Here is a 15,116-nt window from a genome sequence, read left to right on the forward strand (position 1 = left end):
TTCCATTCTGATCATGGAGCGCAATACACCTCCGCCGACTTCGCCAAGGTCTGCGCCGAACTCGGTGTGCGCCGGTCGATGGGCGCCGTCGGCACCCGACAACAGCGCCGACAACAGCGCCGACAACAGCGCCGTGGAGGCGTTCAACGCCAGCCTCAAACGCGAGACGCTGCAGCACGCCAAACGCTGGCCCTCAGCCCGGCAGGCCCGCCTGGCCGTCTTCAAGTGGATCACCCGCTACAACACCCGAAGGAGGCATTCCACCCTCGATTACCGCAGCCCGATCGACTACGAGCAGCAGACCATCGATAGAGTGCTGCTCGCCGCATGACAGCCGGTGTCCACATGTCGGGGCGAGCCCCCGCCGCGGTGCGCGGCTCGCTCGATGCCGCACACGCCGCGAACACTGCCCGGTGCGGGAAGGTGCTCGCCGTCGCCCAGGCCGCGTGCGGTGGCGCTCAGCCCGGTCACCGGGGACCTACGCCACCCCTTGGCGTTCTTGGCCAGCAGCGTGGCCAGGGCGTGCGGCCACAACTCGGCGGCGGGCCTGATGCGCGAGATCGGCGGGACGGGGTCACTCGCACGGCGGGCTGGGCCTGGTGGTTGCCGCCGGACAGCGCCACCGTCACGCCGCCCGCGATCACTGCGGCTGCGGCGAGCAGCACCCGCACCTGCTGCCGGGTGTGCTTGGCACGCCGCCGCGCCGCACCGCCTCTCGCAGGTCACGTGGCTGCACTTGCGTGGCGCCCGCCCGGAGGGTCCGAATCAGGTCCTGTTCGTTCTCATCACGCCTCCCGCCTCACTCGCTTGATCCGCAGCTTGTCCAGAGCGCGGGCCCACTGGCTGCGCACGGTTGCGCGAGAGACGCCGAGGATGTCGGCGATCTCCTGGTCCGACAGTCCTCGCAATAGCGCAGCACGAGCACGGCCCGCTGCTTGCGGGGCAGTTTCTGGACCTCGGCCCACAGGTCGGCGTCACCGTGCCGATCGGGCTCGCCGTGCTCCGGCACGCTGGCGACCAAGCTCTCCTGCTGCCGCCTGCGCCACGACCCGATGTGGAGCCTGATCAGGTCGTGCGCACGTACCCCTCGGGATCACGCTGGTTTCGCGATCACGCTGTGGTCAGTAGTCCGCCCCCAGGGGCGAAGCGTTCTCATGTTGTGAAACCGAGTAGCTGAAGGCCGTCGGCGGGGTGGCTGCGGTAATGGTCGGTGGCGGCCGCGATGTTGGTCCAGCCGATCAGGCGGGCCAGGCCGATGGCCAGGTTGCGCAGGCCAGCCATGATGCGGGGTGCGTTGCCGGTGCGGACTTTGGAGGCGTCTTCGCGGTAGGTGACGTCGCGGATGTGGTGTAGGGCCTCGATGCTCCAGTGGCCGCGGATCAGTGGGGCGAGCTGGGCGTGGGTGATCCGTCCCGGTGGGAGGCTGGTGACGGCGTAGATGGTGACGATGGTGGTCTTGCCGGTCTTGCCGGTCTTGTGGTCGGTGCGGCGGCGTTTGACCTGGATGGCCTGGGCGGCGTTCGGGAAGGGCAGGTCCGGGCGGACGGTGCAGATCTTCATGCGGCGGATCTCGCGGCGGCCGTGTCCGGTCTCGTCGGTGCGGTCGTTGAGGATGGCCTCGCGCCAGGGCAGGGCCTTGAGCCGGCTCAGGAGTGTGGGCTGGTTGCCTTTGACGATGAAGAGGTAGTGGCCGCCGTCGGCGACGATCTGCTGGGCGTGGGAGTGCTGGGTGTGCAGGGCATCGGCGGTGATCACCAGGTTCGACAGGTCCAGCTCGGACAGCAGGGGTGTGAACGCGGGGATCTCGTTGTTTTTGGCCTCGACCTGCCGCTGGGCCACGACGATCTGGGTGTCATGGCGGGTGGCGGCCAGCAGGTGGACCGCGCCGTCTGGGGTGCGGCTGCCGCGCAGGGTCTTGCCGTCCACGGCCAGGCCGGCGAGCTCGGTCCGGCCTACGGGTGCACTGCTCGCATGTGCGGGCGGGGTGCAGGCAGTGAGGGCGGCCAGATAGGTGCAGGTGGCGGTGTCGAAGGCGTCGCCGTCCAGGCGGGCGAGCAGTCGTCCCAGGGTGCTGGCGGCCAGCCGTACCGAGCCGGGTAAGCCGGCTCGGGCGCGCAGGTCTGGGTCGTATCCGGCGATAAACCGGGCGATCTTCGCCAGAAAGGTCGCTCCGCCGAGCACGGCGAGCAGGGATAACGCCAGCAGCGGGCCGAGCCGGTAGCGGCGTCCCCGGCGGCTGCGCGGGTCGGGCAACGCATCCAGGACCTCGGCCAGGGTGGGCAGATCGAGCAGGTCGGTCGGCGGGTCGGCAACGGTGACGTGCTCCAGGTGGCGGGCGAGCACGTCGATCGGGGATGATGGCACGCGAACGCGGCCCCTGTTCTTGATCGACTGGCTTAGACAACCGACGATCATCGGGGGTCGCGTTTGTCATTCGTGCCCGGGGGTGCCCGGCAACCACCCAGCCGCGTCATGCCCGCATGCGCCCACCAGCCGAGAACGCATCGGCCCTGAGTCCGCCCCACGGGGATGAAACGGCTCAGTGGGCTCCGGTGATGGCGAACCGGTCGGCGATGAGGGTGCCTGTTGATCTGTTGACGGATTGAACGAATATCGTTTATTTCGTTCAGTGTCAGTAGATCCACGTGATCGTCCGCTGTATCGGCGAATAATCCGGAAGCCGAATCCGATGGCGAGCTGGACAACGGCCGGATCTACTACAATGAATACCACGTCGCCATGCGCATCTTAGAAGGAAGGATTCGCGAGATCCGCGAATACCAGGACACCCAACACGCCCACGCAGTGTGGCTCCAGCGATAGGCTCCATTCCTATCCCTACTTCCTGCGAAAAGAGCCGCACCCGGGCCGCGAGATGCTGCGGATCTGGGTGCGGTCCGTGCAGGCTCGGGGCAAGGCGCGTTTTGCTTCAGCGCAGCTCTCCCCGGCCCGCATTCGTCTTTACTCGCGTCGCTGCCGCTCCTCGGTGGTGAACCCGCGACGCCGCGCACACCGCACAGTCGGCCACGCTGTACCTCAGGCATCAAGAAGTAGCCAGCCGAACACCGCCTTCACCCTTGACCTCGGCATGAAGCCGAGGTGACGCATGCGGAACGATACCTTGCGTCTTGAGGCATCAACAGAAATGCGAAAGGGGCCGTTTCGTTGACAGTAAGAAGACTGGGAATGGTGATTGCCTTTATCGCGGCGATCACCACCTGCTTAGGGCGAGTGCCTGCTCAAGCAGCGGTGACAGAACCACCCGAAGTGGGGGCTCAGATCGTAGGAGGGCAACCGGCCGATGGGGCATGGACTGTCTCGCTACAGTCGCAGCGCCCCGACGGTACGTACCGCCACACCTGTGGGGGAGCGCTGATCGCGCCGAACTGGGTTGTGACGGTAGCAGCCTGCGTCAGTCCGGAAACCGCAGCTAATCCGCCTACGCTGGCGCGAGCGGGTTCATTGGAGTGGCAGACCGGTGGCAGCACTGCTGGGCTCATGGAAGTCATCATTCATCCTGCCTGGGAGGGCCTGTTCACGAACGCCATCGCCCTCGTCAGGCTTGATCGATATCTGACGAGCCCCGAGATCCTCCCGGTGACAGTACCGCTAGGACCGAACGGTCTGGCGCTGGTAGCGGGCTTCGGCACTACCTGCGATTCAGACCCTGAGGATGCGGACTGTCTGGAGTCGATCTCCGATCGTCTCCTCCAGCTCGAGGAAAAGCGGCTGCCCGACAGTGAGTGCTCGCTGAACATCCCTCCGTTCGGTGAACTTTTCAACCCGGACGACATGATGTGCATGGTGTCGGCGGATGGCGAGGCCAAGCAGGCGTGTTTCGGCGATGGCAGCTCTGCGGTGGTGGCGAAGGCCCACCGCGGTTATCGCCTCGTTGGCCTGGCGATAGCTGATGGGGACGAAGTCGATCCATTCCGTCCCTTCGCGTGTTCCACTGCGCCGGAGGGGTCGCCGGGCGAATTGTTCGTACTCGATATATTCGCGCATGTTCCCTGGATCGCGGAAACGATTCGTCAGCGGGATCCGGCGGCAGCTGAACGCATGGTGGCGATTGCCGCCCAGGCCGCTGGCTGATCTCAGAGAGCATCTGATCTCGTCGGCAGGGCCCTCATCATCGCGAGTTCAAACTGCGGGATGGCCATCAGCAGGCCCGGGGACACACAGTCGATGATCTCGTAGAGGGGTGAGGGCCGACCTTAGGTTCCTGTGGATTACCACATCAACACACCACCAACCAGGAAGGCCCTCATGTCCTCCCGTGGCCATGGCCGAGCTGGTCGAAGGAGTGAAGAGTCGCTGGAAGATCACCCGACGGGTCCAGCCGGGATGATCGTGCACGGCTGTCCCTATTGCCGTCAGTTGTGTGGCGAGCTCTTGAGCGTGTAGACCGCCTCAGGCACGTCGTCCCGGATCCGGATCATCCAGCGGGCGAGATCGGTGGTGAGGGTCGCGCGGATTCCGGCGAGCGCGGGATCCCCGTACCGGTTTGTCCATCAGCGGCGGGCCCGCCGCCGGGCAAAGCGACGCCGATGAGCAAGGCCGCATCGAGGGAAGGCATGACGTTCATCAATCCCGGCTCCAGTGGTTTTGTCGGTGGGAACTGACCGCACTTGCTCGTGAGTTTGACCGCGCCTGATGGCCGTCAGCATGATCGATGTTCGCGAGAAGTGACCGCACTTTGGAGGTTGGGTCTGCGGGGCCGAATGTCGGCGTACTGCTTGAGCTGTAGAGGCAAGTACGAGCCCTGGATGCCGCCTTCGGCTCCGAGCTTTGACGGGGCAGAAAGCTCAGCACGGTTCAGGCGTTCAGCAAGGTGTGGATCTCGGTGGCCTGCGGGCTGCCGATGCGAGTGAACAGCTCCAGGGCCTCCCGCCAACGGCACGTGGCCGTTTGGGGATCGCCGCTGTCACGGAGCGCGTACCCCTGCATCTGCAGGGCTCGGGCGGCTCCGAGGCGGTGGCCGGTCTGCCGGTGCAGTTCCAGTGCCCGGCGGGCGTGCGTGAGCGCCTGGTTGTGGCGGCCGAGCTGGTGGTGGGCGGTGGCCAGTGTGATGTGGGCTTGCCCCTGGAGGACGCGCACACCGACCGCGGCTGCGATGCCCAGCGCCTGGTGGGCCCGGTCCAGGGCTTGGCGGGGCTGGTCGAGAGCGAGGCAGATGTCGGCCAGCCCCAGGCGCGCGCCAGCCTGCACCGTGGGGCTGGCGATCTGCTTTGCCAGCTTGAGTGCCTGTCGGTAGTGGTCGTCAGCCTCCTGGGCGTGGCCGAACTGCAGATGAATGCCGGCCAGGACGACAAGTGCCCTGGCCTCGGTGGACGGGTCACCGATTTCACCAGCGAGCCGTAGCGAGTCCTGCGCTGCGGCCAGCGCCTCCTTGGCGTGGCCGGCATCACGCTCCAGCGCGGCAAGTGAACGCAGGAAATAGGCCTGGGCGAATCGACTGCCCAGCTCCTCGTGGAGCCGCAGGGCACTGGTGAGGTGCTGACGGGCGGTCTCGAAGTGGCCCAGGTCGTGGTCGATCTCGCCCAGGGCGCCCAGCACGCTCGCCTCCCCGAGGCGTGACCCGATCTGCCGGTACAGGCTGAGTGCGTGAGTTTGGTGGTCAGCGGCTTCGTGCAACAGGCCCAGCTCCCGCTCCGCGAGGCCGAGGTCGACCAGGCTGTCGGCCTGCCCGCCCAGGCAGCCGCTCTGGCGGTACAACGCGACCGCCTTGGCGAGGTCGTCGGCGGACTGCCGGAGGCCGCCGGACAGAAATTCCACGATCCCGCGACACCCCAGAGCAGCGGCTTGGCAGTCGGTCCAGCCGACCTGACGGGCTAGGGTGAGCGTGGTCGTCATATGCTGGAGGGCGAGCTGGGAGCGCCCGGCGGCCCGGTTGGCGAGGCCGAGGCTGAGCTGGCCCGAGGCCTGGGCGCGCACGTCGCCGGCGACGGTGGCAGCGTCGAGCCCGGCCTGTGCGACCAGCAGCCATTCCACCATGGGACGCCGTAGCCAGAAGTAGTCACGTAGTGCGTCGGCCAGTTGCCACGCAGCCGGATGAGGTCCGTGCTCAGCGGCATACAGGGTGGCGGCGACCAGGTTGGCCAGCTCGGCCGCGAGCCACGCCGCCGACTCTGACTGATCGAGGAACGTCATGGAGGGGCGCGCGCCGGCTGCCGGCGGACGGGGCAAGCGCATGACCTCCGGGAACAGCAGCCCCGTGGCGACGTCGACCCCGTGCTGGTACCACGCCAGCAGCCGCTCCACAGCCGCTTGGCACTGGGCCTGGCCCTCGTGCGAGAGCGCGCGCTGGCGTGCGTACACCTTGAGCAGGTCATGCAGGCTGTAGCGGCCCCGGCCTCGCGGCTGCATCAGATGTGCGTCCGCCAATGCGTCCAGCGCCCGTCTCGTATCCTCCATCCCAAGGTCGGCCAGCGCTGCCGCGCCCATCACGCTGATATCTGAGCCGGGGATCAGCCCCAGCAACCTGTACAGCCTCCGGCGCTCAGGGGTCAGGCGATGATAGGAGTGGTCGAAGGCGACCCGGACGGCAGCCTGAGGGTCTTGGGCGATCGTGAGGCCGTCCAACCGGTTTGCGCTTTGCAGCTCGGCCAGGTACTCAATGATCGATTCCGCTGGGCGGCCGGTGAGGTTGGCCGCGGCGATCCGCAAGGCCAGCGGTAGATGGCCGCACGCCTGCGCCAACGCGGTCAGGGCATCAGGCTCGGCAGCCACCCGCTCCTCCCCGATGATGTGCGTCAACAGCATCACCGCCTCGTCAGGGTCCAGTACACCCAAGGTCAGCCGGTGAGCGCCGAGGGTGGCCACCAGTCCCGTCAGCCGGTCCCTGCTGGTGACCAATACCATGCATCCGGGGCTGCCGGGCACCAGCGGGCGGACCTGCTCGGCGTTGTGCGCGTTGTCCAGCAACACCAGCATCCGCTTGCCGGCCAGCAGAGATCGATACAGACTGGCGGCCTCCTCCACCTCCACCGGGACCTGGTCGGCTGCGATCCCTAGGTCGCCCAGCAACACGGCCAGCACCTGCATCGGGGAAAGCGGCGGCCCTGGTGCGTACCCCTGGAGGTTGACATACAGCTGCCCGTCAGGAAATCGCTCAGCCACCTGATGCGCCCAATGCACCGCCAGTGCGGTCTTGCCCACTCCTCCCATCCCATCAATGGCCGTGATCACCACCATGCCCGCGGCGTGGGCCTCCTCGACGAAGGCCAGTTCCCGTGTCCGGCCCATGAACGTCGCCACATCGGCGGGCAACTGCCGCGGCACCCTCCGAACCGGCATTGACCTCGGACGTTGTGAAGTCGGGCTCGCCATGCGGACCAAGAGCGACAGTTCCTCGGCGTCCAAGCCGAGTGCCTCGGCCAGCATCCGCAGCGATGAGCTGCGCGGTCGCTGCAGCTCGTCTGCCTCCAACCGGCGCACGGTTCGCTCATTGAGTCCGGCCCGAGCCGCCAACTGACCCTGGGTCAGCAGCGCCCGTTCACGCCAGGTTCGCAGCATCGCACCTAGCGCAACCGGCTGCACCGGAGGGCTGACCTGGCCATTGTCGCGCGCTTCTGATGACATGAGGGCCTCCCGCGCTCACCCGCCCGGACCAGGCTGAGATGAGACTATGCCGCAAATGCAACCGTTCACCCAAATTGTGGATCTTCCTGGGCTCCTTGGTGCGGTCCAGATGTGAAACACCGCTGGCGAAGTAGATAAGAAGCGCGGGCCCCTTGATCACAGACGTGAGCAAGGGGCGCTCCCGCGTTGGATGCGCTGACTGCGGATGAGGGTGGGTTGGGCAGCGGAATCACTAGCTAAAGGGGCGATAACAGCCCTTCCTGGCAAGCAGGTCGGTTTGATCGTTCCCGGCCTTGCCGAGATAGCCGTAACCCTTTTTCCGCACAGCAGTGCCGACCCTGAATATCTTACGTGGCTCGGTGCTCCAGAGTTCGATGTGCGCCGGGGTGTTGTTGTAAACCGACGATATGGAGTTCCGGAACCCGCGTTCCACAGACGCGCGGTTGCAGCTACGGAACATTTTTATGTGAACAAGGTAGGAGGGTGGACCGCCCTTGATGCCCGCACCATGGTTGTAGTTGATATCCGGGTAGAGGCAGATGTAGTTCACTGGACATCCGTGGCCGAGGGCCGTCGCCGATGCCGGGGCCGCCACCCCGGAAGAAGAAATGGCGGTGGCTGCGGCGAGTGTCCCCGCAGCCAGCCATCGCTGTAGGGGTCTGTGCATAGGATCTCCGTTTTCCATAGGGTGCGCATGAGCATGAACTGGTTCAGGCAGAATTGCAGCGGTTGGCGCATGTGTACCAGGACATTGGCCGGACACTTGGATGTCATCTCATGGGGCGGTCGGCCCCGACGGCTCACGATCTTGCCGCTCAGGGTTGCTCTGACCTGCGAGAACGACCGTTTCGCGCCACACCGAAAGGTACGGAGGGCCGAACGGAGCTTCTGGGGCATGTTGCGCAGAGGTTCTTGCCCGGCAGCGCACGCGTCCCGTCGAGGATCACATGGGTCGGCGATCACATGGGCGAGCCCGTCCTTGCAGCCGGCTCAGGCAGATGAGCCCGCGGTCTCACCGGATGTTCTCTCAGTCAGCGCCACAATTCGATCAGCGGTCATTTCGAGAACAGCCTGAATGTCGTGGCCGTGGATGGACTCGTAGCTGTCGGCGAGAACGTGAATGGTCAGGCGTCGCAGGTCCTGATCGGTGGTGAGAAGCTGCCGGGCAAGCCCGACCGCCGTGTCGCGGGCAACGTCCTCTACAAATTGAGGGCGCAGGTGGGCTCTGCGGACCAGTGCGTATTCGTCCGGACGCTTGAGCAGTTCCTGAGTGAGGACGGTGTGATCGGCGAGAGCGCGGTAGAGGACGTGATGGCCGGGCAGATCGGCCAGATCGGGGGCACGGACCGTCAGGGTGGCCCGGCCTTTCTGGCTGTGGGTGGCGATGGGTACCCGGCTCAGCAGACGCAGCCCGTCCGCTGCGGTCAGGCCGAGTTCGTCCACCAGGTCGATGAGCGCGTACCCTTGCATGCAAGGGCAGGCCGTGATGATCGTGGCCCCCACCGATTGCGTGACCGAGGGCTCTGATCCGGCCACCGCAACCGCACAGATCTCGACCGTGTCAGGTGAAGCCAGCGCGGTGACCGGGGTGCAGGTGACGATGGGAGCCACCGCGCGCAGGTGCACCCGCGCGCTGTCCTGCCGCTGTGTTTCTCGGATCTTCTCGGCAATGGCCAAGGCGATCGCCGCCAGAGGCCCGCGATGATCGCATTGGAAGGCCTGCTCTATCCGGGACATGTGGATGCCACGTTGTTCAGGCCCGAGTGAAACCTCTGCGTCCACGGCGCACAACACCTGTTTCGCCCCGCCGAGCAACTCCTCCTCAACATCCAGGAGAATGTGCTGGCTATGAACGCGAACTGACTGCAGGGCGATTCCAGCGCTCGGCCGCTGAGCCGGCACATCATAGAAGGAATCGGCATAGAGCTGTGGCCGTACGCTCGCGTCGTGCATGAGATTCCTTTCGAAGTGAGCCTCGCGGCTTCTCCTGTCTGGACTGATCCGCCACATACTGCCGACCACATCCAGGTCATTCTCTGCCCGCGAAGGGTGGTTAACCCGATCTCGGCGGTTCCCACCCGTTCCGGCCTTGACCAAGCGGTTGCTTCGTCGTAGAGGGTGCCGGTTTTGAGGCAGCCGTGCAGGATGCCGACGAACCGGTTGGCGAGTTGACGCAACGCGGTGCTGTAGCCGGCTCCGCGGGCTCGTTGCTTGTCGTAGTAGGCGCGGGCGCCGGGCGAGGCGCGCAGCGCTACCGACGCCTGGGTCATCAGGGCGTCGATGAGCCGGTCATTGTGCACAAACCGTGCCAGGACGCTCTTCTTCTTGCCCGAGGCACGGGTGATCGGGCTGGTCCCGGCGTAGTTCTTACGGGCTTTGGCGCTGGCGTAGCGGTCACGGTCGTCGCCGAACTCTGCGAGCACCCGGGCTCCGAGGATCTGTCCCAACCCGGGCTGGGACAGATGATCTCAGCGGCGGATGCCGGCCAAAACACTCCTCCACCTCCCCCTGCAAGGTCGTGACTTGCTCGGCTACCACGGCCAGGACCGCGACGAGGGCACGGACCGAGGCCGCGTAGGCGGCGGTCACCACCTCGGGCCGGCCGGGGTGCTCAGTACGCAGCGCGGTCTGGATCACGGTGGCTCGTTCGGTGAGGTCACCGCGGCGCCGGGCTCGTTTGAGCGCCGCGCTGATCTGCCCGGTCGTCAGCTTGGCGGCCGAGGCCGGGTCGGGGGCCTTGGCCAGCAGGTCGAGGGTCTCGGCGGCGTCCAGGTCCTCGAAGGCGGCCAGTGCGGCGGGGAAGTACTCGCGCCACGCGTGCCGCAGCCGCTGCCCGGTCCGGGTCCGCTCCCAGATCAGCGTCTTGTGGGTCCTGGCCACCACCTTGATCGCCTCCGCCTCAGCGGTGTCACCCGCGATCGGGCGGAGCTGGTGGGAGTCGGTGCGGACCATGTCGGCCAGCATGTGCGCGTCGGCCGCGTCGCTCTTGGCCCTCGACACACCCAGCCGTTCCCGGTAACGCGCTGCCTGCACCGGGTTCACCCCGAACACCGTGTATCCCGCCGCAACCAGCGCCAGCACCCACGGGCCCCGGTCGGTCTCGATCCCGACCAGCACCTCCACCTCGTCATCGGGGGTGTCCCCGATCTGCTCGGCGATCATCGCGTGCATCCGGGCCATTCCCGCCACGCCCTCCGGCAGTCGCGCCCTGGCCAGGCGACGCCCGGCGGCGTCCATTACCTTCACATCGTGATGCGACTCGGCCCAGTCATCTCCAATGAACACTCGCAACGCCTCGTGCTCCCCCTCGTCGCCTCGAAACGGACCAGCAGCCGGTGGAAGAACTATCAGCGACCTAATCAAGTAGTGCTCACACCAACACGGTGGGCAACGACATCCCAGCAGCGATCAACTCTTCCGACCAACCGGCGGGGGCACTGTCTTTCATCAGGACTCGAAGTCCATGGGGAAAAAGTGCTCACCCGTCGGCCGGCTACCAACCACCGAGTCTGCCGCAAGCAGACCCGCTACTACTGATTAGGGAGAATCCAGTTGATATTTGCTACATGATCCACAGATAGAGATCGGAATTGACGCCATCAGAGTTGGGGCGGCATTCGGCTTTCTTCCCTATCTCCGCCCACAACTTTACCCGCTGCGTGCACTCGTCAGGAGAATAGGTGCCCCTGTACGCCCAGGTACCGGAGGCCTGAACATCCCCGGCAGTTGTTTGTCCGAAGGCTGCGGAAGTGCCGACGGGCGTCGACAGAAGCAGAGCCGCACACAATCCGGCTACAGTAGCGGACACGAGTCGTACTTTCATCTCTGTTGTGCTCCTTCTTCGGATCTTCTGAGTGGCGCCGACGGCAATCCATCCGTGCCGACTGACGATCTGAGAGCGCGTCTCGGCCTAGGGTCACAGCGCGCCGCGAATGTAGCTAGCCATCGACTTCCAGCGTGGTCACGCCGGAAGACGTTTCGCCGGCGAAATACTCGACGGCTCCGAAGTAGTGGCTCCGGGGGGGCACACTGGTCCAGCTCGCGGTCACAGTGACCACTTCACCGGGCGTGACCTGCTTCAACGCCGGGTGGACCGACAGGTTGCCGGTGCTCTGCGTCACCTCGTACGAGTGCAAGCGGACATCCGTCTCGTTGTTTCCCGAGGGGAGGCCCCATTGCATGACATAGACATCGAACGTGCCGCCCCCGCGCAAGATGACCTCTTCGTCTGAGGTAAGTCCCTGGGAAGCACCGAGGAACGCGCCGTCACGGACGACGTACAGGTCCAGGTCCGTCCCGGCGGGATATTCATCGTAGAGGGCGAACCGGACGACCTTGGTGCCCGGTGGCGCGGTCACCGTCGTCTTGGCAATCGCCGGGCTGCTGGGGGGATTCCGCGGATCGAAGCCACCGTTATACGTCCCGACCAGATGCGACGTGGTGATGGCGGGTGCGGCGAGCCCGAGTGGCTCGGCTCTGAGCGTCCCGCGGTATCCCGCTGTCACCTCAATCGCCTGCGATCCACTGGCTCCTGTACCAGTGACCGAGTCCGGCTTACGCAACCTCAGCGGCTTGATCGCGATCGGGCTGCGCACGCGGTGCCCGGCCTGGTCCGACCACATCAGCGATCCGAACGCGTACGTATCCATCATCGGTGTGGTCGCTGTGAACTTCACCCGGTAGGAAGCCGTCCCGCGGGCAGGCACGGTAAGTGTCGCCGGGCTGACGCTCATCGATACTCCGGGCGGCGCCTTGACTGTGGCGGTGTAGACACTCTGCTGGTCGGTCGTGTTCGTCACGGTTCGTGTGACGGTCTGCTGACCAACGAAGTCACCGATGGCGATCGAAGGGTAGTTGAGGTCGCTGGGGTCGATCGTGCCATAGGCCTGACACGCCGACGAACCGTCGTCGAGACGCAGGTCCACGCCGAGGCCGCAACTGTACCGGTGCCAATCGGCCAGCCCTGAGTCATACACCAGTCCAGGGCCGAACATCGCATCAGGGCGAACATGGCCTGCGCCCATGTCGAAGGGGGTCGCGCCGTCGCCGTCACTGAGCCGACGAATCGGCTGATCCTCTTTGTCGGTTTGGTGGGCCGTGGTCATGACCGCGGACTTGACCGCCATGGGCGACCAGCCCACGTTCTTCTGCATGAGCAGGGCGGCAAGACCGGCGATGTGGGGGCTGGCCATCGACGTTCCGCTCTTGAGCCCGTAGGAGGAGTTGGCAGGATTGGACAGCGGCGGCACCGCGGCGACGATGTCCACGCCGGGTGCCAGGATGTCCGGCTTCAGCAGATCACCCCGGCTGCTGGCAGATGGCCCCACCGAAGAGAAGGAAGCCACGCCGGGTGCCCGCTGCGATCGCCCCATCAGAGCGGACAGCGCCGCAGTCGCGTTCTCGCCGGTTTCACTGATGTAGCTTTTGACCGCGCCACCGGCAACGGAGTCAATGTGAACTGTCGGCACTGAGTGGTACTCGGTGTTCAGCGACTCACTGGGCGCCGTGTTGAAGAGGATCATGCCGACGCCACCGGCCCGCTCGACGGTGGCGCTCTTTTCCACCCGAGCGTTCTCACCGCGACGGCAGAGCACGATCTTCCCAGCCACCTTGCCCGGATCGAGCGAGCCCGCGTGACAGAGGGCAGCTCGTGCCGGTTCTACCCCCTGGGCCGGCGTTGCCGCCGCGTCGACCAAACTTCGGGCAGGCAGCGCTGCACCGAGACCGACACCTTCGTACGTGGCGTCGTTGCCGAGTTCGAGGGTCTTGGCGTACCGCACGTCGTGCGTTCCGGCACCCACCGTCGTCACCCACGCCTGCGCGTTGTCCAGTGTACCGGCGCCAGGGCCGGAGTTGCCGGCGGCAGCAGCGACGAAGACGCCCGCCGCCGCGGCGTTCAAGAACGCGACATCCGTCGGGTCGCGTTCGTCAAGGCCGTCGCCGATGGAGAAGTTGATCACATCCACACCGTCAGCCACCGCATCGTCGACAGCCTTGAGGAGGTCGCTCGTGCCACCCGAACCGACACCGGGCGCGACTTGCCAGACCGTCTTGTAAATCGCCAGCCGGGCGGCCGGAGCCATGCCCGAGACCTCTCCGGCCGCAGCGCCGGCGATGGCGGCCTCGACCGGTACCCCAGCGGCCGTACTGGCTGTGTGACTGCCATGGCCGGCGCGGTCGCGTGGGGAGAGGAACTCCCCCTTCGCGGGATCGCCGAAACCGCTCGTGTTGTACCACCGGGCGCCAATGACCTTGTTGTTACAGGTCACCGGCTCGTGTTCGCCTCTGACACACGAGCCGGACCATTTCCGGGCGATGATGTCGGCGTCCGGACGAGGCTCCGGCAGCGGAGCGAAACTGGGATTCTCCGGCCAGAAGCCGCCATCGATGACGCCGATGATCACGCCCTCGCCGGCTTTTGCCTGGCCACCCAGATCGCGCGCCCAGACTCCGTCCGGTCCCGACATCCCGAGAAAGCGCGGGGTGTTGGACGTCTGCCACGTGTACACCCTGTTCTTGTACACATCGACCACGCCGGGAGTCTTGCGCAGCCTGAGGACTTCGGCAGGGGTGAGCCTGGCAGCCACACCGTTGAACGTCACGCTGTACTCGGCGACCACTCGGGAATCGGCCACCCCCGCCTCACGCAACGCCGTGGAGCGCAACGCCCGCAGGTGCTCGCGATACAGGCGAGAATCGCGCGACTTGATATCGACCTTGGCCCGTCCCTTGGGCTTGGTCGCCGCGATCCCGGCAACGCCACCGGAATACGTCGCCAAAGGCGCGCCGGCGAACTGCACGACCGACAGAACAGAGTGCTCCGCACCCGCTCGCACATCGGCCGAAACCGGTAAGGCGAACAGCGGCGCAGCAACAGACAAGCCGACAGCGATGCCTAATCTTCTAGCGCTCAACCTCTTGAGTAGCCGTTTCTGGGGCAGCACTACAAAACCCTTCCCCTGTACAGACTCGGTGCGATCAACCGGCAGTCACCGTCGAAGCCGTCCAGGCGGAAGCAGCCTCACCGCATTGCACAAACGTTGAGGGCAATTTTGACATAGAGGCGTTTCATATCAGCTTCACGGCAAGGACGGGACCGTAACGGCGCTCGGGTCTGTTCAAAGGCGTATCTGTGCGCCGGACTGGTCACCCTCTCGGCGGGCGGCGCCGATGCCGATATCGATGCCGGAGCAGGTGTCGCCGTCCGCCCAGGCATCGCGTACCTCATGACCCGCCACCTCACCGGAGAGAACATCATCGCCCAGGCGGCCGCGGTCCGGCCAAGACCATCCGTAAGAGGGGCGTCCAGCCGGGAGACGGCAAGACTCGCCAGTCGCGCCTGTGCGCGGGCCAGGTAAGGCACCAGAGAAGGCGACCGGCCTCGACGCAGAACTACTCGCGGCGCCGCTGGATAGCCCGCTCTCTTGCATCGCGGCCGTACGATCCCAGGAGAGGACGATGCAGATCGGCCTCGACGCCCGCATCGTCGTGTTCCCGGCTGAGGGTCAGATGTGACCTATGGCGTGTTCTGGACC

7 protein-coding genes and 2 pseudogenes are annotated in these 15,116 nt (G+C 65.9%); 2 read left to right on the forward strand and 7 right to left on the reverse strand.

The genetic code is table 11. The features are described 5' to 3' along the window. Positions 1-331: pseudogene (locus E1294_RS30665) on the forward strand (integrase core domain-containing protein); the annotation flags it as partial. 454 nt (positions 332-785) lie between these two features. On the opposite strand, the gene E1294_RS56205 reads toward E1294_RS30665, so the two are convergent. After that, a complete protein-coding gene (locus E1294_RS56205) occupies positions 786-965 on the reverse strand; it encodes a sigma factor-like helix-turn-helix DNA-binding protein (protein ID WP_246083392.1) in 180 nt (59 codons plus the stop codon). Between the two features lie 187 nt (positions 966-1,152). After that, on the reverse strand, positions 1,153-2,364 hold the full coding sequence (locus E1294_RS30675) for an ISAs1 family transposase (RefSeq protein WP_165977554.1): 1,212 nt from the start codon (positions 2,362-2,364) through the stop codon (positions 1,153-1,155). Between the two features lie 822 nt (positions 2,365-3,186). Between E1294_RS30675 and E1294_RS30680 the strand changes: the two genes are divergently transcribed. Continuing rightward, complete coding sequence (locus tag E1294_RS30680) at positions 3,187-4,092, forward strand: S1 family peptidase (RefSeq protein WP_132514176.1); 906 nt, start codon at positions 3,187-3,189, stop codon at positions 4,090-4,092. Positions 4,093-4,815: 723 nt separating this feature from the next. On the opposite strand, the gene E1294_RS30685 is transcribed toward E1294_RS30680, so the two are convergent. The 5 genes and pseudogenes from E1294_RS30685 to E1294_RS30705 all read right to left on the reverse strand — a co-directional run bounded on the left by E1294_RS30685 (position 4,816) and on the right by E1294_RS30705 (position 14,525). After that, a complete protein-coding gene (locus E1294_RS30685; protein WP_132514178.1) occupies positions 4,816-7,581 on the reverse strand; it encodes an ATP-binding protein in 2,766 nt (921 codons plus the stop codon). 232 nt (positions 7,582-7,813) lie between these two features. After that, a complete protein-coding gene (locus E1294_RS30690) occupies positions 7,814-8,131 on the reverse strand; it encodes a hypothetical protein (RefSeq protein ID WP_165977555.1) in 318 nt (105 codons plus the stop codon). 440 nt (positions 8,132-8,571) lie between these two features. Continuing rightward, complete coding sequence (locus E1294_RS30695; protein ID WP_246083393.1) at positions 8,572-9,534, reverse strand: GTP cyclohydrolase, FolE2/MptA family; 963 nt, start codon at positions 9,532-9,534, stop codon at positions 8,572-8,574. Positions 9,535-9,671: 137 nt separating this feature from the next. Beyond that, positions 9,672-10,818, reverse strand: a pseudogene (locus E1294_RS30700) (IS110 family RNA-guided transposase); the annotation flags it as partial. Positions 10,819-11,519: 701 nt separating this feature from the next. Continuing rightward, complete coding sequence (locus E1294_RS30705; protein ID WP_132514184.1) at positions 11,520-14,525, reverse strand: S8 family serine peptidase; 3,006 nt, start codon at positions 14,523-14,525, stop codon at positions 11,520-11,522. Between the last annotated feature and the right edge of the window lie 591 nt (positions 14,526-15,116).

Origin of the sequence: Nonomuraea diastatica (assembly GCF_004349015.1) — a bacterium.
GTDB lineage: Bacteria > Actinomycetota > Actinomycetes > Streptosporangiales > Streptosporangiaceae > Nonomuraea > Nonomuraea diastatica.